Origin of the sequence: Legionella cherrii (genome assembly GCF_900635815.1) — a bacterium.
GTDB classification, from domain to species: Bacteria; Pseudomonadota; Gammaproteobacteria; order Legionellales; family Legionellaceae; genus Legionella; species Legionella cherrii.
This window is the reverse complement of the sequence record NZ_LR134173.1, coordinates 364,712-385,145: the sequence shown is the minus strand read 5'-3', so window position 1 is coordinate 385,145 and position 20,434 is coordinate 364,712. Positions and strand designations below refer to the sequence as shown.

Below are 20,434 nucleotides of genomic sequence, written 5' to 3'. Positions count from 1 at the left end.
AATAAGAAGGTGGTTAAGGATGAGTCAACGTAAATATTTTGGTACTGATGGGATACGTGGGCATGTGGGGTTATCCAATATTAACCCTGAATTTGTGTTGAAATTAGGCTGGGCGGTTGGCCGTGTGCTGGCTAATGGTCATCGCAAAAAAGTAGTTATTGGAAAAGATACAAGGGTATCAGGTTACATGTTAGAGTCCGCTTTAGAAGCAGGACTTTCAGCTGCTGGCGTCGACGTCGCTTTATTGGGACCGATGCCAACGCCTGCTATCGCTTATCTGACCCAAACACTTAGAGCCAATGCAGGGATTGTGATCAGTGCATCTCATAACCTTTTTGAAGATAATGGAATTAAGTTTTTTTCCTCAGAGGGCGGGAAGTTACCCGATAGTGTCGAGTTGGCAATTGAAGCAGAACTGGACAAGAAAATGCAAACAGTGCCTTCACAAAATTTAGGTAAGGCAACGCGAATAAACGACGCAAGCGGACGTTATATCGAGTTTTGTAAATCCACTATTCCATCATTAACAAGACTATCTGGTTTAAAAATTGTAGTTGATTGTGCCAATGGGGCGACTTATCACATTGCACCTAATGTTTTTTCTGAGCTGGGTGCGCAAGTTATTTCCATAGGCAATCGTCCTGATGGTTTTAATATCAATGAAGATTGCGGCTCAACCTGTCCTGATCTTTTAAGGCAAAAAGTTGTGAGCACGGGGGCAGATATTGGCATTGGATTAGATGGCGATGGGGATCGTGTGGTGTTAATCGACGCTAATGGTCGTTTGATTGACGGAGATCAGATCCTTTATATTATTGCTAAAGATAGACATCAGCGTGGTGTTTTAAATGGCGGTGTAGTTGGTACTCAAATGAGTAACTATGGCCTGGAAATCGCGATTAAAAGTTTAGGCATTCCTTTCATAAGGACACGGGTCGGCGACCGATATGTTTTAGAGGCTTTACGAGAAAAGGATTGGAAAATTGGTGGTGAAACCTCGGGTCATATCGTTTGTTTGGATAAAACCACGACAGGTGATGGGATCGTGGCTGCCTTACAAGTACTTTCAATTATGGTAAAACAAGGTAAATCCCTGGAGCAGCTCATTGAAGGGATTAATTTATTACCGCAAAGCTTAGTTAATTTAAAAACCAATTACGCCACCTTACTTGCGGAACATACGCAAGTGATCGAAGTAGTCAGGGCTTTGGAGTCAAGCTTAAATGGTGAAGGAAGAGTGTTACTCAGGCCCTCAGGTACCGAGCCCTTATTACGTGTTATGGTAGAAGGCATGGATGAATCTAGAGTGAGACAACATGCGCAAAAGCTTTGTGAGGATATAAGTCAAATTGAGAGAAATTTGGGTTTTCAGTAATAAAAGCAGTCGGATAGACTTTTTATCTACTAAACCTTTAAATAAAAAAATCGCTTTAGGGCTACACATCAGCAATGACTTTGGGTATAGTCCGCAATTGAAAGCGAGGGGGCATAGATGAGGCATAAGATAGTTGCTGGCAACTGGAAGATGAATGGTCAGCTGCAGCAGGTAATTCAACTAAGTAAAGAGCTTAGAGAATTACTTAATTCTATTAATGATGTCCAAGTTATTGTAATGCCACCCGCTGTTTATATCCCGAAGGTTCGAGATATACTTGCTGATTGTAAAATTGAAATAGGTGCCCAGAATATCTATCCAAAAGATTTTGGAGCGTATACTGGGGAGATATCAGCACCAATGCTAAAGGATTTCAACTGTCGCTATGTATTGGTTGGACATTCTGAGAGAAGGCACTGTTTTCACGAAAATGAAAATTTTGTAGCGCAAAAATTCCACCATGTAAAAGAACATGGTATGATACCGGTTCTTTGCGTCGGTGAAACGCTAAAAGAACGTGAAGCAGGACAAACAGAGCAAGTGATTGCCAAGCAATTGCTTGCAATAAGCGAACAAGATAAAAATTGTTTTCGTGATTGTGTTGTAGCTTATGAACCCGTTTGGGCGATAGGTACAGGAAAAACTGCGTTACCGGAACAAGCGCAGGAAGTACATCAGTTTATTAGAAAACTGGTTGCAGAGGTTAATCATAGCGATGCCGAACATTTATCACTTCTCTATGGAGGTAGTGTAAATGAAAATAATGCCAAGGCATTATTTACCATGCCAGATGTTGATGGTGGTTTGGTAGGCGGTGCATCGTTGAACGCGAAACAGTTTGTGGAAATTGTGAAATGTATCAATTGATATTAATGATTCATGTAATCGTTGCTGTGGTTTTAATAGGCTTAGTTCTTATCCAACATGGCAAAGGCGCTGATATCGGTGCGGCTTTTGGATCTGGGGCTTCTAATACATTATTTGGAAGCCAAGGAACAGGTGGATTTTTATTTAAACTAACAGGTGGCTTAGCATTGACCTTTTTTGTCACCAGTTTATTGTTGTCTTACTTGGTGTCTGTGCAATATCAAAAAGCAGAGCAACAAGTAATTCCTCAGCAAACTAGTGCACCTGCGAATTCAATTCCAGTGCCAGTAGATAACAGTAAAAAGAATAAATAAGATTCCTTGGGTTGCGCTGAAGGGCGTACCCCAAGGGTTAAAAATAGTATTAATGGAGCTTGTTCACGTTATGCTGGCTTGGCCAAAATGGCTTGATTTTTGAAAACTGAAGTGCAGAAATTAAAGCAGATAGGTCAAGAAGTGAAACTGTAAACAGTCCGAAAAAAGAATATGCCGAAGTGGTGGAATTGGTAGACACGCCGTCTTGAGGGGGCGGTGGCGAAAGCCGTGCCGGTTCGAGTCCGGCCTTCGGCACCATTTTAATCCGTGCAAGGTGAAAAAATGCTATCTCAATATTTACCTGTTCTTATTTTCATAATTGTCGGATTGGCATTAGGTATCGCAATGATTGGGGCAGGCGCCTTATTTTCAAAGCATAAGCCTGATAGTGCCAAGAATTCTCCCTATGAATGTGGATTTGGAGCTTTTGAAAATTCACACATTCCATTTGATGTTCGTTTTTATCTTGTAGCCATATTATTTATTATTTTTGATTTGGAAACAGCTTTTTTCTTTCCATGGGCCTTAGTTTTGCGCAAAATTGGCTGGTTTGGTTTTGCTGGGATGATGTTATTTTTAGGATTATTGGTTATTGGTTTTATTTATGAATGGAAACGAGGCGCACTCGAGTGGGAATAGATAATGAGAGTGCGAAGTAGGGCTTGTTGACACTGCGCTAGATTGAGCCTATCGCCAGATTTTTAAGTAAACATAAGCATATTTAAAAATCGATACGAGATGCTCAAGTCAGTAGCGTTGTAAACAGGTTCCAAATTCACTTCTGAACGCAACTTCAATCGAGAAGAAGCAGTCAGAGGTGATTTTTTATTAATATTTATCTGCTTAGAGGCTAGCTATGGCGGTTGCAGAATTGCAAAAAAGTGGCTTTGTAACGACTTCAGTCGAGAAACTTCTCGGATGGGCACGTAGTGGTTCTATGTGGCCTATGACTTTTGGATTAGCATGTTGTGCAGTAGAAATGATGCATGTTGGTGCGGCACGTTATGACTTGGATCGATTCGGTATTATTTTCCGTCCCAGTCCACGTCAATCCGATGTAATGATAGTTGCCGGTACCTTATGCAATAAAATGGCTCCTGCTTTACGTAAAGTGTATGATCAAATGCCCGACCCTCGATGGGTTATTTCTATGGGTTCTTGTGCGAATGGTGGAGGATACTATCATTACTCTTACTCAGTAGTTCGAGGGTGTGATCGTATTGTTCCAGTAGATGTATACGTGCCAGGTTGTCCTCCAACTGCAGAGGCATTGCTGTATGGCATTATTCAATTGCAGAACAAAATCAGGCATAAAAAAGTCTTAGAAGCTTAAGATCATCAAAGGTGCAAATAGATGACAAAAAATGATTCTTTGGTTGAACAACTCAAAAGTGAATTATCAAGCCATATTAATGATATTATTGTCGCTTATGACGAAGTAACTATTGAGTGTGGTATATCAACTTTAAAAGCAATGATGTTGGAATTGCGTGATCTGGACGCATTTTGTTTTGATCAACTTATTGATCTTTGTGCTGTAGATTACCTGCTCTATGGTGAATATGATTGGGAAACCGAATCAGCAACAGGAAGTGGCTTCTCTCGAGGCGTGGAACGCCAGGAAACTAAAGCGTATACTTTGGATAGACCCCGTTTTGCCGTAGTTTACCATTTACTTTCAACCAAAAAAAATCATCGTTTACGCGTTAAAGTATTTGTAGATGAATCTCATTTAATTGTTCCTTCTGTACATGATTTGTGGAAGGGCGCGAATTGGTTTGAGCGTGAGGCTTATGACTTATTTGGTATTTTGTTTGAAGGACATCCTGATTTAAGACGCATATTAACTGATTATGGATTTATCGGACACCCATTCCGTAAAGATTTTCCACTGAGTGGTCATGTTGAAATGCGCTATGACGCAAAACTCGAAAAAGTTATCTATGAACCTGTAGATATCGAGCCCAGAGTTTTGGTGCCCAAGGTTATCCGCGAAGATAACCGGTATATTGGTGATAAAAGGGGCAAAAAATGATTGAATTAAAGAATTACACTCTAAATTTTGGTCCACAACATCCAGCAGCACATGGTGTATTGCGTTTAGTTCTTGAACTTGAAGGCGAAACGATTGTTCGTGCAGATCCGCATATAGGATTACTGCATAGAGCAACAGAAAAATTGGCAGAGACAAAGCCTTATCTCCAATCGATTGGTTACATGGATAGACTGGATTATGTGTCTATGATGTGTAATGAGCACGCCTACGTACGAGCTATAGAGAAGCTACTAGGTATTGAGGCTCCAATTCGTGCTCAATACATTCGCACCATGTTCGATGAAATAACCCGAATTTTGAATCATTTGTTATGGTTAGGTGCTATTGCATTAGATATTGGAGCAATGACTGTATTTTTGTATTGTTTCAGAGAGCGCGAAGACCTTTTTGATTGCTATGAAGCCGTATCAGGGGCTCGTATGCACGCTAAATATTATCGACCTGGTGGCGTTGCTCGTGATCTGCCAGACACCATGCCTCAATATAAAGCATCAAGATGGCATAATGAACGTGAAATTGAAAAACTAAATGAAGATCGAAGTGGAACTCTGCTTGATTTTCTATGGGCATTTACCGAGCGTTTCTCTCATTGCGTTGATGAATATGAAACCTTGTTAACTGACAATAGAATATGGAAACAACGTACTGTAGATATCGGTATTGTTTCCCCTGAAGAAGCCTTGCAATGGGGTTTTACTGGCCCAATGCTTCGTGGTTCTGGAATTGCATGGGATCTGCGCAAGAAACAGAGTTATGCTGCATATGATCGTGTGGATTTTGATATTCCAGTCGGTAAAACTGGTGACTGCTATGATCGTTATTTGGTTCGCGTAGAAGAGTTAAGGCAGTCTAATCGCATCGTGAGACAATGTATTGAATGGCTTAAAGCAAATCCTGGTCCGGTTCGCATTGATGATCATAAGATTACCCCGCCGCGCCGTGTTGAAATGAAAGAAGATATGGAAGCCTTAATCCATCACTTTAAACTGTTCACTGAAGGTTTTTGTTTGCCAGCTGGAGAAGTGTATAGTGCTGTTGAGGCACCTAAAGGTGAATTTGGTATTTATATGGTATCTGATGGTGCTAATAAACCCTATAGAATGAAAATTCGTGCTCCTGGATTTGCGCATCTGTCCAGCTACGATGCGATGACAAGAGGACATATGATCGCTGATGGTGTCGCAATTTTGGCGAGCCAGGATATAGTATTTGGTGAAATCGATCGTTAATTTGTGGAATATCATTTTTGATAATCGTTAAAAGATGTTCCAGAAAATTACAATTTAAAAAGGTTTTTAGAAATGTCTGATAATTCAGCAAAAATATTAAATCAATTGGTGTCAGCTCAAAGAATAAAGGACATAGATCATTGGATAGCAAAATATCCACAGGATCAAAAGCAATCTGCGGTAATGAGCGCATTGAGAATCGTCCAAGAAGAACATGGCCACCTAAGCACAGAATTAATGGACGCTGTAGCTGATTATCTTGATATGCCGGCTATTGCTGTTTACGAGGTTGCCAGTTTCTACACTATGTATGAACTCAAACAGGTCGGCAGACATTCAATTAATGTTTGTACAAATATTTCATGTATGCTGCGTGACTCAGCTGCAGTTGTTGAGCATTTAGAAAAAAAATTAGGCATTAAATTAGGTCAAACAACAGATGATGGGCGTTTTACCTTAAGATCTGTTGAATGCTTAGGTGCTTGTGTTAACGCACCAATGATGCAAGTGGACAAGGATTATCATGAGAATCTGACTCCTGAATCTATAGATAAAGTATTGGAACAATACCAATAAAAAGATAGAGGTGGTTGCCGTGGTTGAACTAAATCAAGTTTGTTATCGAACATTTCATCTACCAGAGCCCTGGACACTATCTGCTTATGAAAGTGTTGGCGGATACAGCGCTTGGAGAAAAATATTAAAAGAGCAAACTTCTCCACAATCGATTATTGATGAATTAAAAACTTCTGCTTTGCGTGGACGAGGCGGTGCCGGATTCCCTACTGGATTAAAATGGAGTTTTATGAATCGTAATACTCCTGTGCAAAAATATGTAGTCTGTAATTCCGACGAAGGTGAGCCAGGCACATGTAAGGATCGAGAAATACTTACCTTAAATCCACACCAACTCATCGAAGGAATGGCAATTGCCGGATATACCATGGGTTCTACTGTAGGCTATAACTACATCCGCGGCGAATTCTGGTTGCCTTATGAGCGTACAGAAGCTGCATTAAAAGAAGCTTATGCAGCCGGTCTACTCGGTAAGAATATTCTAGGTTCGGGTGTTGATTTTGATTTGTATAATCATTTGGGAGCGGGTGCGTATATTTGCGGGGAAGAAACTGCGCTGCTCAACTCTTTGGAAGGAAAAAAAGGTCAGCCAAGATTTAAACCGCCATTTCCAGCGAATTATGGTTTATATGGCAAACCTACAACGATAAATAATACAGAAACTTTTGCCTCTGTACCGGTGATTATGGAAAAAGGCGGCGAATGGTTTCTAAAATTAGGTAAACCAAATAATGGCGGCACTAAGTGCTTTAGTGTTAGTGGCCATGTGAATAAACCTGGCAATTATGAAATTCCTTTGGGAACACCATTTAAAACACTGCTTGAGTTGGCTGGTGGCGTCATAAAAGGCCGAAAAATTAAAGCAGTAATTCCTGGCGGTACTTCCATGCGTGTTTTACCTGGTGATGTCATGATGGAACTCGATATGGATTATGACAGCATTCAAAAAGCAGGTTCGGGATTAGGTTCAGGTGCTGTAATCATTATGGATGAAACAACCTGTATGGTTGACGCCTTATATCGTATTTCTGAATTCTATATGGATGAGTCTTGCGGTCAATGCACACCTTGCCGCGAAGGCACCGGCTGGTTAGTCCGATTATTACATCGTATAAAAGAAGGTCATGGAGAACCTGGGGATGTAGAGAAATTAATCAATGTTGCGAATAATATCGAAGGACGCACTATTTGTGCATTAGGTGAGGCAGCAGCTTGGCCTGTACAAAGTTTTGTTAAGCATTTCCGCGATGAATTTGAATATTTCGTTAAGCATAAACGCTCAATTGTCGCAGCATAATTAAAAGGTTTGACCATGACTACTACTATTGAAATCGACGGTAAAACATTTGAAGCAGAAAACGGTAAAATGATTATTGAAGTTGCCGATGAAGCAGGCATTCATATTCCACGTTTTTGTTATCATAAAAAATTATCTGTGGCTGCAAACTGCCGCATGTGCCTAGTTGAAGTAGAAAATGGCCGCAAGCCAGTTCCTGCGTGTGCTACTCCAATTACTGACGGAATGAAGGTGTTTACTAAATCCAAAGAAGCCTTACATTCTCAAAAAGTGGTTATGGAATTTCTCCTGATTAATCATCCACTGGATTGTCCTATTTGCGATCAAGGCGGTGAATGCGAGCTGCAAGATGTATCCATGGGATATGGCGCAGATGCATCAGAATATACTGAAACAAAGCGTTCAGTAGACGATGATAATTTAGGTGAGCTGATTTCAACCGAAATGACTCGCTGCATCCATTGTACTCGTTGTGTTCGTTTTGGCGAAGAAATAGCGGGATTAAGAGAGTTGGGTGCAACCGGTCGTGGCGAACACATGCAAATTGGTACTTATGTCCAGCACAGCATGAAATCAGAAGTCTCTGGCAATATTATCGATTTGTGCCCGGTAGGTGCTTTAACGTCAAAACCATATCGTTTTACAGCTAGAGCATGGGAACTCACCCAGCATGACGGCGTCGCGCCCCATGACTGTCTTGGTTCTAATATCTATATACATACACGCCGTAATCAGTTAATGCGAGTTGTTCCTAAAGAGAATGAAGAAATTAATGAAACCTGGTTGTCCGATCGAGACCGATTTAGCTACCTTGGTTTAACGAGTTCATTAAGAGCAAGCCAGCCACAAATTAAACGTAATGGCCAATGGGAAACCGTAGATTGGGAAACTGCTTTAAAATTTGCAGCAGAGGGCTTGGCACGAGTTATAAAACAAAACGGCCCAGAACAAGTGGCAGCATTTGCATCAAGCTCTTCTACATTAGAAGAAATGTACTTGCTGCAAAAATTAATGCGTGCAATAGGTGTTCATAATTTAGATCACCGCTTGCAACAAGTGGATTTTAGAGATCAAGAAACTCAGGCAACGACTCCAAAAAGTTCATTAACTTATGCAGATGTAGAACAACAAAATACGATTGTGTTGGTTGGATGTAATATTGATCGTGAAGTTCCGCTTGCAGGGGTAAGGGTGCGTAAGGCTTATCGTAATGGTGCCGACATTTATGCCATAAACCCAGTAGATTTTGAATATCGTTTTGAGCTGAGCGAGCGTTTCATTGTGTCACCATTGGAAATGCCAATGCAACTTGCAAAGCTTGCTTTAGCGCTTACTGATGATCTCAAGACGCTACCCGCGCCAGTACAAAAATTATTAATAGGACTTGAACCTGACAAGGCTACTCAAAAGGTTGCCAAAGCATTGAAAAACGATAAAGCGTGCTTAATTACGGGTGCTCTTTGTGAAAATCACCCTGAAGCCGCATTACTCCGTACTTTAATTTCCCATATCGAAAAATTAAGCGGTGCCAAAGTGCTCCGGCTTACTCATGGTGCCAATACAGCAGGTGCTTGGATGGCGGGCATGGTTCCGCATCGTACAACCGCTGGAAAGGCTGATTCTACTCCAGGCATGGATGTACAGGCTGCGTTAAATGCCAAACTTAAAGGATATTTTCTAATGGGAGTAGAGCCAGGGTTTGATTTTGCTAATCCTTATGGTGCAAGGCAATCGATGCTTGCTTCCGAGTTTGTAGTATTAATGTCTGCTTACAATCACGAATCAATGCATGATTATGCGGATGTTATTTTACCAATGGCTCCTTATGCTGAAACCTCAGGAACCTACATTAATGTTGATAATACTTGGCAAACTGTCAAGGGGGCTTTGACTCCTTACGGAGAGTCAAGACCAGCATGGAAAATATTGAGAGTATTAGGTAATTTGTTGCATTGTGATGGCTTTGATTATTTGTCAACCGAAGATATTTTGTCTGAAATTAAAAATAGTGTTGCAATCACAATGGAGCAAGAATATAAACCCTATTATCCTGAGAGCCTACCAATGATGAATCAATCGTTAGTTCGAGTAGGAGAGTGGCCACTCTATCGCTGCGATGCAATTGTCAGAAATAGTAAAGAACTGCAATTATGTGCAGCTGCTGAGCAAGCATGCATACGTATCAATCCTCTAACAGCAGATCGATTGAAATTAGAAGATGTTGCTACTGTATCTCAGGGAGATATTGAGATAACATTGCCGCTAAAACGTGATGAACGCATTGTGGCAGATGTTGTATGGGTAGCAAACGCGATGCCTGAAACAGTAGATTTGGGTCATTCATTTGCTGCAATAACTATTAAGCGCTAGGCAGGTAAGAAAATGCTGCAAGATATTAGCATATTAATTTGGGTCATCATTAAAATATTAGTAATCGTAGTACCTTTGCTACTATGTGTTGCATATTTAATATACGCAGAGCGTAAGGTTATTGGGTATATACAAACACGTATAGGACCCAATCGCGTTGGGTTAAGAGGGTTACTCCAACCTATTGCGGATTTAATTAAATTAATCACCAAAGAAATTATTATCCCTACCCGTTCTAATAAATATCTTTTTATTGCCGCACCGTTATTCGCATTGGTTCCGGCTTTAGCTGGTTGGGCGGTGGTTCCTTTTCAAGAGGGGATGGTGCTCGCCAATATAAATGCAGGGGTACTTTACGTTTTTGCTATGAGTTCCCTCGGAGTGTACGGTGTTCTGATCGCAGGTTGGGCATCTAACTCTAAGTATGCAATGTTTGGTGCTTTAAGGAGTACAGCGCAAACTGTATCTTATGAAATTGCCATGGGTTTTGCTTTAGTGGGCGTACTATTAGCTGCTGGAAGCATGAATTTCACAGATATTGTCAATTCACAAAGAGGTGGGATTTTACACTGGTGGTTTATTCCTCTTCTTCCATTATTTTTTGTATTCTGGATTGCTGGGATTGCCGAAACCAATAGAGCGCCCTTCGATTTAGCAGAAGGCGAATCTGAAATCGTTGCTGGTTTCCATGTGGAGTATTCAGGGATAGGGTTCGCACTATTCTTCTTATCAGAATATGCAAGCATGATTCTTGTCTCTGTACTGCTCAGCATTATGTTTATGGGTGGATGGATGTCACCTTTTGAAGGAATTCCTTTCTTAGAAAATATATTTTTTGTTGTACCTGGCTTTGTTTGGTTACTCGTAAAAGTGAGCTTTTTCCTGTATGTGTATTTATGGATAAGAGCTACTTTTCCTCGTTATCGTTATGACCAACTTATGCGCTTAGGTTGGAAAGTACTCATTCCGGTCACCATTGTTTGGATTATTGTAACTGCGCTAATGGTGGTTACACATGTTAAACCTTGGTTTTAATGGTTAATAGAGAAGCCGATGAAAAAAGCATATCAATTTATTAAATACTACGTACGCAGTTTTCTTTTAATCGAATTACTGCAGGGTTTAAAATTAACTGGTAAATATTTTTTTAAGAAAAAGACCACAGTTCAATTCCCTGAAGAACAAACACCCATATCTCCTCGCTTTAGGGGAGCGCTGGCTTTACGTCGCTATCCTAATGGAGAAGAGCGATGTATCGCCTGCAAATTATGTGAAGCGGTTTGTCCTGCGTTGGCAATCACTATCGAAGCAGAGCCTCGTGAAGATGGATCTCGACGAACCACGAGATATGACATCGATGTGTTTAAATGCATTAATTGTGGTTTATGTGAAGAGTCTTGCCCTGTAGATTCGATAGTGGTTACACCAGTGCTTCACTACCATATTAGCGAACGTGGTCAGAACATTATGACTAAGGAAAAGCTCCTGGCACTTGGTGATTTGCTGGAGCCAAGACTTGCAGCAGATCGAGCTGCTGACGAAAAATACCGATAACGGGGTACAGTATGCATGAATTATTAGTTCCAATTATTTTTTATGTTTTTGCGGCTATAGCAGTCGGTGCTGCCTTTATGGTGATCATACAAGACAACCCTGTGCGTAGTGTTTTATTCCTGGTTCTTACTTTTTTTGCCAGTGCCATATTATGGATACTTGCAGAGGCCGAATTTCTGGCCCTGATTCTGGTACTGGTTTATGTGGGGGCAGTGATGACACTGTTTCTCTTCGTGGTCATGATGCTCAATATTGATATTGAAGTAATTAAAAACCATTACAAACGTTATTTACCCTTTGGCTTGATTCTGGTTGCGTTATTAACAGGACTGTTAATGGTATCTATCCCTGCAGGTACATTTAAGTCCAATGTTGAAACACAAAACAACGCGACCATAAGTACCCAATTTCTTGATGTGGCACAAAACAATCCCGCAGGACAGTCATTATCAAACACCGAAGCCTTAGGTATGGTTCTGTACACCGATTATTTACTGGCTTTTGAGATTGCCGCTGCATTGTTGCTTATTGCAATTATTTCTGCAATTACCCTGGTGCATAGAGGTCCGAGAAAGTCGAAGAGACAGAATGTGAAACAACAGATTCTGACAAGTCGAAATGAACGGGTTGAATTAATTAATATGAAAGCAGAAAAATAATGTTGGGGAATTCTATATGATACCGGTTAATAATTACCTAATTTTAGGTGCGATTTTATTCGGGTTTGGTCTTATTGGCATAATGATGAATCGTAGAAACATCATCTTATTGCTGGTATGTATCGAATTAATGTTACTTGCAGTGAATACTAATTTTATTGCATTTTCTCATTATTACAGTGAGATTAGTGGTCAGGTTTTTGTCTTTTTTATTTTAACAGTTGCTGCTGCAGAAGCGGCAATAGGATTAGCGATAGTGATGTTGCTTTATAGAAATAGAGGCAATATTGACGTAGATAAGATGAATCATTTAAAAGGTTAACATTGTGAGTATCCAACAACTTTGTTTAATAATTGTTTTAGCTCCCTTGGCAGGCTCCATAATTGCTGGCTTCCTCCGTAATCAGATAGGACGAGTCGGGGCCCATAGTGCTACCATCCTTGGTGTCACCATTTCTTTTGTCGTATCACTGTATGTTGCTTGGCAAGTGTTTTCTGGTGCCATGCCAACTGAAAGCACAGTTCTTTATCATTGGGCAAGCGGTGGCTTAATCCTTCCTTTTGAATTTAACATAGGTTTTTTGATTGACCCCCTAAGTGTTGTTATGCTGGTGACTGTTAATTTTGTCTCATTGCTGGTGCATATCTACAGTATTGGGTATATGGCAGATGATGATGGATATCAACGCTTTTTCAGTTACATCTCTTTATTTACCTTTATGATGCTTATGCTGGTAAGCGCAAATAACTTTTTGCAATTGTTCTTTGGCTGGGAAGGTGTAGGCCTTGTTTCATACCTACTTATCGGCTTCTGGTATCAAAAAGAGTCAGCAATTGAAGGCAGCCTTAAAGCATTTATTGTGAACCGAGTTGGTGATTTCGGTTTTCTAATAGGTATTGCGCTGGTTTTCGCATATACCGGTAGCGTCGATTATGAAACAGTATTTAAAAGCGTAAATTATTTATCAAGCCAAAGCATCGAGTTATTTCATGGACATCCCTGGTCTTTAGTTACCGTGATTTGTTTGGCTTTATATGTGGGTGCTATGGGTAAGTCTGCACAAGTCCCTCTGCATGTATGGTTACCTGAGTCAATGGAAGGCCCAACACCTATTTCCGCACTGATTCACGCTGCAACCATGGTTACCGCAGGCGTATTTATGATTGCGCGTATTTCACCGTTAATTGAATTTTCTACTACTGCCTTAAGCGTGGTATTGGTGATTGGTGCAACCGGTGCACTGTTTACAGGCATTTTAGCATTGGTAATGAATGATATTAAGCGAGTAGTGGCTTATTCAACATTGTCTCAATTAGGTTATATGATGGTTGGAATGGGTGCCTCTGCATATAGTGCAGGAATGTTTCACCTTCTCACTCATGCATGTTTTAAGGCGCTCTTATTCCTTGGTGCCGGTTCAGTAATTATTGGAATGCATCATGAACAAGATATGCGAAAAATGGGCGGCTTATGGAATAAAATGCCCATCACTTATGTAACCTATGTTATTGGATCTCTGGCACTCTGTGCTCTACCCCCATTGGCAGGGTTTTATTCAAAAGATACTATTATCGAAGCGGCACAGTTATCCCATATACCTGGAAGTGGCTATGCCTATTTCTGTGTACTTGTTGGCGCCGGTGTAACGGCATTGTATACCTTTAGGTCTTTATTTATGACCTTCCATGGCAAACCACGAATGGATGAGCATACCTTGAGCCATGTTCATGAGTCACCATGGGTCGTATGGCTACCGCTCGTTCTTCTTGCTATTCCTTCAATAATCTTGGGTTACGTACTGTATATGCCTATGCTATATGATAACCCGACAATTTTAGGTTCATCCTTGTTTGTTCTTCCTGAACATAATGTTTTGGCGGAGCTTGCACATGAAGTTACTTCTCCTTTTGAAAGTATGTTGCATTCGGTTTATTCACTTACCCTTTGGATAACTCTAGCGGGGATTGCTGTCGCATGGATTTGTTATATCGCTGTTCCGTCAATTCCAGGTTATCTGGCACGCAAATTTTCACTCATTTATAAGATACTTGTTAATAAATATGGATTTGATGCATTTAACAACTTATTCTTTGTGAAAGGTTCTAAGGGTATAGGAACTGTATTTTACAGTGTGGGTGATCAAAAGCTCATCGATGGAATGTTTGTTAACGGCAGCAGTCGACTTGTTAGATGGTTTTCAGCTAAAGGTCGTGCTATACAAAGTGGTTATCTGTATCATTATGCAGCAGTAATGGTTTTTGGATTGCTTGGATTTTTATGCTGGTTAATACTCGGCTGAATATAGGGTGAAGGTATGCATTATTTGCTCAATTTACTAATTTGGTTGCCTGTAATAGGCGGTGTTTTTGTTCTTCTCGCTGGAGATGATCGGAGCCCGAATATTTCCCGTTATTTGGCATTATTTACTGTAATACTTTGTTTGCTGCTTTGTATCCCACTGGTTGCAGGTTTTGATCCCAAAGTATTGGGAATGCAATATTTGGAGGAATTTCAATGGATGCCTACCTTAGGGATCAGCTATAGCTTAGGTATCGATGGGATGTCTTTACTCTTAATCGTACTGAGTATTTTCACAAATTTAGTGGTGATATTGGCAACCTGGGAAAGTATTACCAATAGAGTGGCACAATATTTAGCTGCTTTTTTAATTATGCAAGGTCTATTAGTCGGTGTTTTCTCAGCTTTAGATGCTATTTTATTCTATGTCTTCTGGGAAGCAACGCTTATCCCTATGTACCTGATCATTGGAATATGGGGGTCAGATAACCGTGTATATGCTGCTATAAAATTTTTCTTATATACCTTCTTAGGGTCAGTGCTTATGTTAGCTAGCTTTTTGTATATGGGCTACATTGCAGGCACGTTTAATATCGAAGCACTATATTCGATTAAATTAGGAATGACGGCACAAACACTTATTTTCATTGCCTTTTTTCTTGGTTTTGCAATTAAAATTCCGATGTTCCCAGTTCATACATGGTTGCCGGATGCACATACCGAAGCTCCTGCAGGCGGTTCAGTAGTACTGGCAGCAATTTTATTAAAGCTCGGTGCTTACGGATTTATCCGTTTTTCATTACCAATAGTTCCAGACGCATGTAATCGCTACGCAGGGGTCATGATTGCCTTGTCTTTAATTGCAATTGTCTATATTGCGCTAGTCGCAATTATTCAAAAGGATATGAAGCGGCTCATTGCATATTCCTCTATTTCGCATATGGGATTTGTAACATTAGGTTCTTTTGCTATCTTTGCTATAGCCAAGCAAACAGGGTTGAGTGCTGCAGGCCTGATATTAGAAGGTGCAATTGTAGTCATGATCTCCCATGCCTTTGTCTCAAGCGCACTGTTTGCCGGTGTAGGTTATATTTATGACCGCATGCATACTCGACGCTTGTCAGACATGGGCGGAATAGTGAATACCATGCCAATATTCGCCTCTTTCTTTATGCTGTTTTGTATGGCAAATGCAGGGTTGCCAGGAACCTCGGGTTTTGTTGGTGAGTTCATGGTGATTTTAGGGTCAATGAAGGCCGGTTTTTGGATAACATTCTGGGCTGCTACGACTCTAATTACTGCGGCCGGCTATAATCTTTGGATGTATAAACGAGTCATTTTCGGTCCCGTAGCAAATGAAAAAGTTGCTGCATTAAAAGACCTCTCGGGCTTTGAGTTAAGTGCTTACGTTCTACTTGCTTTGATGGTTATCGCTATGGGGGTTTATCCTAAGCCATTGTTAGAGTACATACATCAAACAGTAAGCCATACTCTAGCATTAGCAAGTCAATCAAAATTGTAATCAAGGTTAATCAATATGACAGCATTACTTGAAAATATCCATGTAGCCCTTCCGGAAATGATCGTGTTGGTTGCAGCGTGTATTGCGCTGCTGGCTGATTTATTTTTACGGCATCGGTATAAATCAATTGCCTATATTATATCGTGTATTGGTTTGGTTTTAGCTGCTGTTGTTAGCTTCCTTTATATTGGCATGTATAAAGTCATTACTCTTCATGGTCTGTTTATTAGTGATGACGTTGCCAATTTAATGAAATTCTTTATTTATCTGACGGTATTGTTGAGCTTTATTTATTCAAAAAATTATATCGATGAGCGTCAAATGCCTTCAGGGGATTACTATATTTTGGGAATGTTTTCTACTTTAGGGATGATGCTTCTTGTTTCGGCGCATTCTTTGTTGACTATTTTTCTTGGCTTGGAATTATTGTCATTGCCTTTATATGCCATGACTGCCATTCGTAGAACTGATAGTGATGCTTCTGAAGCTGCAATGAAGTACTTTGTCATGGGCTCAATTGCATCTGCAATGCTTTTATACGGTATTTCCCTAATTTATGGTGCGACAGGAAAACTTGATTTAATGGAGGTAGCTAATGCAATTGCTGCGAATTGGCAACAGCAAAGCACCTTAGTTGTTTTTGCTCTAGTCTTTATCTTATCTGGAATAGCATTTAAATTAGCGGCAGTTCCCTTTCATATGTGGGTTCCAGATGTATATCAAGGAGCGCCAACGTCAGTTACCTTATTCATCAGTGCTGCTCCCAAAATTGCTGCTGTGGGTATGACCTTTAGATTATTAACTATTGGCTTAGTGGATATCAGCGCGCAATGGCAACAAATCTTATTGGTCATGACGCTGCTTTCGACTGGCTTAGGCAATTTATTTGCGGTTGTACAAAACAGTATTAAACGGCTTTTAGCCTATTCAGCCATATCACATATGGGATATGCTTTGTTTGGTATTTTAGCTGCGACTGCCTCAGGTTATTCTGCCGCGCTTTATTATATTTTGATTTATGCAATAACTTCCGCAGCATCTTTTGGCTTGATTGTTTTAATGTCCAGTCAAGGAATGGAAATTGATAATGTTGACGATTTGAGAGGTCTCAACAAAAGAAGTCCATGGTTAGCATTTATGATGTTAATCATTATGTTTTCTTTAGCAGGAGTTCCTCCAACTGTTGGTTTTTTTGCTAAATTACTCGTACTTAAAGCATTGGTCGATGCACAAATGACCTGGATTGCCGTAGTGGGTTTATTCTTTACGGTAATTGGCGCTTATTATTATTTACGAATTGTTAAAATCATGTATTTTGACAAACCAACACAGGTTGAACCAGTTATTATGAATAAGGGAAATACTTTAGTATTTTCTTTAAATTGTTTATCACTTCTTTATTTAGGTCTTTTTCCAGGCGCATTAATTGTCGCGTGTATCAATGCTTTTGGTTCCTAAAATGTAAATAATCCGCTTCTGCATTAGAAAAACCTCGTTTTTTGTAATGCAGAACAATATTTATTTGTAATCTGTACGAAAGTACTTGCTAAGAGTAGCGACTCTCAGTATACTTGCCATCAGTTGACGCGGGGTGGAGCAGCCTGGTAGCTCGTCGGGCTCATAACCCGAAGGTCGTAGGTTCAAATCCTGCCCCCGCTACCACTTATTTAGAACCCCATTTATGGGGTTTTTTATTATGTATAATTTGTAACTGCACTAAAAAAATAGTAGTAGCCCAGTAAAGTCAAGGCCGTACTCGGAAACATAGTTTTATCAACAATCACTTTCTAGAGTTAAGTCCTTACCTGAACTTAGGTTACTATATTGTATTTGTATTAGGCATGTACCCTTTTTGGTTTGTTAATACTATGATACAAGATGAATTGGAACACATATTAGAGCCTGCAATCAATGATATGGGCTATGAACTTTGGGGATGTGAATATCTTTCGCAAGGTAGACATTCTTTATTGCGTATATACATTGATAAGGCGGATGGAATAGGAATTGATGACTGTGAAGCGGTGAGTCATCAAGTTAGTGCTTTGCTTGATGTTGAAGATCCAATTCCTGGGAACTACAGCTTGGAGGTATCATCACCTGGCATTCCAAGACCTCTATTTAAAAGTTGGCAATATCAACGTTACATAGGGAATGAAATACAAGTAAAAACTTTTAAACCAGTTGATGGTAAGCGTAAATTTACAGGTACTATTGTCTCAGTATCTGAGAGTTCTTTGGTACTTAATGTAAATAGCGAAGATCAAGAATTACTTTTTTCAAATATTGTGAAAGCAAGTTTGACAGTATAGAGAGGCGAACAATGAGCAAAGAATTGTTACTAGTTGCAGAGGCGTTATCAAACGAAAGAGGTGTAAGTAAAGATGTAATTATACTTGCCATTCAGGCCGCATTGGAGTCTGCAACTCGCAAGATCTTTGGTTTAGATATAGGCGTACGAATTAAACTAGATCCCCGAACTGGTGACTATGAAACGTTTCGATATTGGGATGTAGTGAATGATGATGAGTTAGAACACACAGACCGCCAATTAACTCTCGAACAAGCAAAAGAACGTAATCCGGCAGCAAAGATTGGGGACCGTATCGAAGAATCGATCCCCTCGATTGAATTTGGTAGAATTGAAGCTCAGGCAGCCCGCCAAGTGATTATGCAAAAAGTTAGAGAAGCTGAACGTGAGCTCGTTATTGACCAATTTAGAAGCAAGTTAGGTCAGTTGATTTATGGTACTGTTAAAAAAGTAACACGAGATAATATTATCATCGACTTAGGTGGTAAAGCAGAAGCCTTTTTACCACGTACGGAGATGCTTCCTCATGAAATGTTCCGTCCGAATGATAGAGTTCGTGCTTATCTCTATGAAATAACCCCACAAGCGCGTGGTCCTCAGTTGTTTGTAAGCCGTACTCGTAATGAAATGCTTATTGAGCTCTTCCGAATTGAAGTACCCGAAATTGGTGAGAACGTTATTGAGGTTAAAGCGGCTGCGCGTGATCCAGGAAACCGAGCTAAGATTGCAGTAAAAACTAACGACGGTCGGATTGACCCTGTAGGCGCTTGTGTTGGTATGCGAGGGGCACGCGTTCAAGCTGTTTCTAGTGAACTCGGTGGTGAGCGTGTAGACATTATTTTGTGGGATGACAATCCTGCTCAATTAGTCATTAATGCGATGGCTCCAGCGGAGATTTCTTCAATTGTTGTTGATGAAGACACACATACAATGGATTTAGCTGTAGAAAAAGATCAGTTATCTCAGGCAATTGGTCGTAATGGTCAAAACGTTCGATTGGCAAGCCAATTAACAGGATGGACTCTGAATGTAATGACTACGGACGAATTTGAAAATAAGAATTTGGAAGAGTCGAGTAAAATAGTGAAGTTATTTACAACTGCACTGGAAATTGATGAAGAAATTGCTACATTATTAGTAGCACATGGCTTTTCTTCGCTTGAGGAAATCGCTTATGTTCCCAAGGAAGAGTTGCTTGCAATTGATGAATTCGATGAAGAAATTGTTGAAGAACTAAGAAATCGAGCAAACGATAAATTACTCACTATGGCTCTTTCATCGGGTAAAGAGCTATCTGGTTCACCTGACGAATCACTACTCTCAATGGAAGGCATGACTGAAGAGCTAGCTAATAAATTAGCTGCGAAGGGAATTACCTCTATGGAAGATTTAGCGGAGCAATCTGTAGATGAGTTGTTAGAAATTGATGGGATAACAGAAGAAAAGGCCGGAGCTTTAATTATGAAGGCCAGAGAACCATGGTTTTTATAAGACTATGGATTTATTATAAATTAATGTAGTGCAATTATGCAGCTCTGTCCTTGAAGATGAATAGAACTGCTGAAAGGGGATCAAAATATGGCGGATGTGACGGTTAAACAATTAGCTCAAGTCGTTGGTATTCCGGTTGAACGCTTATTGAACCAGTTACAGGAAGCAGGGTTATCTTTTACCGATGACCAACAGACTGTGAATGAAGAGCAAAAGCGAATCCTACTCAATCATTTGAAGAGGGCTTCGCTGCGTGACGTGAATGCTTCACCTGAAAGAATTACTTTACGACGAAAAAGTTTATCACAAGTCACGGTTGGCCATGATGCTCATAGTGGAAAAACTGTAAATGTTGAAGTTCGTAAGAAAAAAGTATTTGTAAAGCGAGCTCCTATCGTAGAGCAGCATGAGGCTGAAGAACCCGAGGTTTTGCCTGAAGAAAATCAAATCGCTGATGAACAGCATCCAGCTGAAGTTGCGCCAGAGGTTTTATCTGAAACTCCTGCTGAGGCAG

At 40.2% G+C, this 20,434-nt stretch carries 19 protein-coding genes, 2 tRNA genes and 1 pseudogene; all 22 read left to right on the top strand.

What is annotated here, in order from left to right:
- The first annotated feature begins 19 nt into the window (after positions 1–19).
- Entirely contained in the window at positions 20–1,375 is a 1,356-nt protein-coding gene (gene glmM / locus EL022_RS01650; RefSeq protein ID WP_028381734.1) for a phosphoglucosamine mutase, read from the top strand.
- A 117-nt stretch (positions 1,376–1,492) separates the two neighbouring features.
- On the top strand, positions 1,493–2,242 hold the full coding sequence (gene tpiA / locus EL022_RS01645; RefSeq protein ID WP_028381735.1) for a triose-phosphate isomerase: 750 nt from the start codon (positions 1,493–1,495) through the stop codon (positions 2,240–2,242).
- Entirely contained in the window at positions 2,230–2,556 is a 327-nt protein-coding gene (secG, locus tag EL022_RS01640) for a preprotein translocase subunit SecG (RefSeq protein ID WP_028381736.1), read from the top strand. Before tpiA ends, secG begins: the two co-directional genes overlap by 13 nt.
- A 173-nt stretch (positions 2,557–2,729) precedes the next feature.
- A tRNA-Leu gene (locus tag EL022_RS01635) sits at positions 2,730–2,814 on the top strand.
- A 24-nt stretch (positions 2,815–2,838) separates the two neighbouring features.
- Positions 2,839–3,195: an NADH-quinone oxidoreductase subunit A gene (locus EL022_RS01630; protein ID WP_028381737.1), complete on the top strand. Its 357-nt coding sequence runs from the start codon at positions 2,839–2,841 to the stop codon at positions 3,193–3,195.
- 217 nt (positions 3,196–3,412) lie between these two features.
- The gene (locus EL022_RS01625; protein ID WP_028381738.1) at positions 3,413–3,889 is read left to right on the top strand and encodes a NuoB/complex I 20 kDa subunit family protein; all 477 of its coding nucleotides are present in this window, start codon (positions 3,413–3,415) and stop codon (positions 3,887–3,889) included.
- Between the two features lie 21 nt (positions 3,890–3,910).
- Entirely contained in the window at positions 3,911–4,591 is a 681-nt protein-coding gene (locus EL022_RS01620) for an NADH-quinone oxidoreductase subunit C (protein WP_028381739.1), read from the top strand.
- Positions 4,588–5,841, top strand: a complete 1,254-nt coding sequence (locus EL022_RS01615) for an NADH-quinone oxidoreductase subunit D (RefSeq protein ID WP_028381740.1) — start codon at positions 4,588–4,590, stop codon at positions 5,839–5,841. Before EL022_RS01620 ends, EL022_RS01615 begins: the two co-directional genes overlap by 4 nt.
- A gap of 72 nt (positions 5,842–5,913) precedes the next feature.
- Positions 5,914–6,417 (top strand): NADH-quinone oxidoreductase subunit NuoE, encoded by a 504-nt coding sequence (gene nuoE / locus EL022_RS01610; protein ID WP_028381741.1) that lies wholly within the window; start codon positions 5,914–5,916, stop codon positions 6,415–6,417.
- A gap of 19 nt (positions 6,418–6,436) precedes the next feature.
- Positions 6,437–7,714 (top strand): NADH-quinone oxidoreductase subunit NuoF, encoded by a 1,278-nt coding sequence (gene nuoF, locus EL022_RS01605; RefSeq protein WP_028381742.1) that lies wholly within the window; start codon positions 6,437–6,439, stop codon positions 7,712–7,714.
- Positions 7,715–7,729: 15 nt separating this feature from the next.
- Positions 7,730–10,084 carry an NADH-quinone oxidoreductase subunit NuoG gene (gene nuoG, locus EL022_RS01600; RefSeq protein ID WP_028381743.1) on the top strand — a complete coding sequence of 785 codons (2,355 nt, stop codon included), beginning with the start codon at positions 7,730–7,732 and terminating at the stop codon, positions 10,082–10,084.
- Positions 10,085–10,096: 12 nt separating this feature from the next.
- On the top strand, positions 10,097–11,119 hold the full coding sequence (nuoH, locus tag EL022_RS01595; RefSeq protein WP_028381744.1) for an NADH-quinone oxidoreductase subunit NuoH: 1,023 nt from the start codon (positions 10,097–10,099) through the stop codon (positions 11,117–11,119).
- Between the two features lie 18 nt (positions 11,120–11,137).
- Positions 11,138–11,638: an NADH-quinone oxidoreductase subunit NuoI gene (gene nuoI, locus EL022_RS01590; RefSeq protein WP_028381745.1), complete on the top strand. Its 501-nt coding sequence runs from the start codon at positions 11,138–11,140 to the stop codon at positions 11,636–11,638.
- A gap of 11 nt (positions 11,639–11,649) precedes the next feature.
- Entirely contained in the window at positions 11,650–12,297 is a 648-nt protein-coding gene (locus EL022_RS01585; protein ID WP_028381746.1) for an NADH-quinone oxidoreductase subunit J, read from the top strand.
- Positions 12,298–12,313: 16 nt separating this feature from the next.
- Positions 12,314–12,619, top strand: a complete 306-nt coding sequence (nuoK, locus tag EL022_RS01580; protein ID WP_028381747.1) for an NADH-quinone oxidoreductase subunit NuoK — start codon at positions 12,314–12,316, stop codon at positions 12,617–12,619.
- Between the two features lie 4 nt (positions 12,620–12,623).
- Positions 12,624–14,597 carry an NADH-quinone oxidoreductase subunit L gene (nuoL, locus tag EL022_RS01575; protein WP_028381748.1) on the top strand — a complete coding sequence of 658 codons (1,974 nt, stop codon included), beginning with the start codon at positions 12,624–12,626 and terminating at the stop codon, positions 14,595–14,597.
- Between the two features lie 15 nt (positions 14,598–14,612).
- Positions 14,613–16,118 (top strand): complex I subunit 4 family protein, encoded by a 1,506-nt coding sequence (locus tag EL022_RS01570; RefSeq protein WP_028381749.1) that lies wholly within the window; start codon positions 14,613–14,615, stop codon positions 16,116–16,118.
- A gap of 15 nt (positions 16,119–16,133) precedes the next feature.
- On the top strand, positions 16,134–17,576 hold the full coding sequence (gene nuoN, locus EL022_RS01565; RefSeq protein WP_028381750.1) for an NADH-quinone oxidoreductase subunit NuoN: 1,443 nt from the start codon (positions 16,134–16,136) through the stop codon (positions 17,574–17,576).
- Positions 17,577–17,703: 127 nt separating this feature from the next.
- Positions 17,704–17,780: transfer RNA gene (locus tag EL022_RS01560), tRNA-Met, on the top strand.
- A gap of 206 nt (positions 17,781–17,986) precedes the next feature.
- Positions 17,987–18,430 carry a ribosome maturation factor RimP gene (gene rimP / locus EL022_RS01555; protein ID WP_028381751.1) on the top strand — a complete coding sequence of 148 codons (444 nt, stop codon included), beginning with the start codon at positions 17,987–17,989 and terminating at the stop codon, positions 18,428–18,430.
- An 11-nt stretch (positions 18,431–18,441) separates the two neighbouring features.
- A complete protein-coding gene (nusA, locus tag EL022_RS01550; protein WP_028381752.1) occupies positions 18,442–19,920 on the top strand; it encodes a transcription termination factor NusA in 1,479 nt (492 codons plus the stop codon).
- A gap of 87 nt (positions 19,921–20,007) precedes the next feature.
- Positions 20,008–20,356 (top strand): annotated as a pseudogene (locus EL022_RS16815) (translation initiation factor IF-2 associated domain-containing protein); the annotation flags it as partial.
- Positions 20,357–20,434 lie beyond the last annotated feature (78 nt).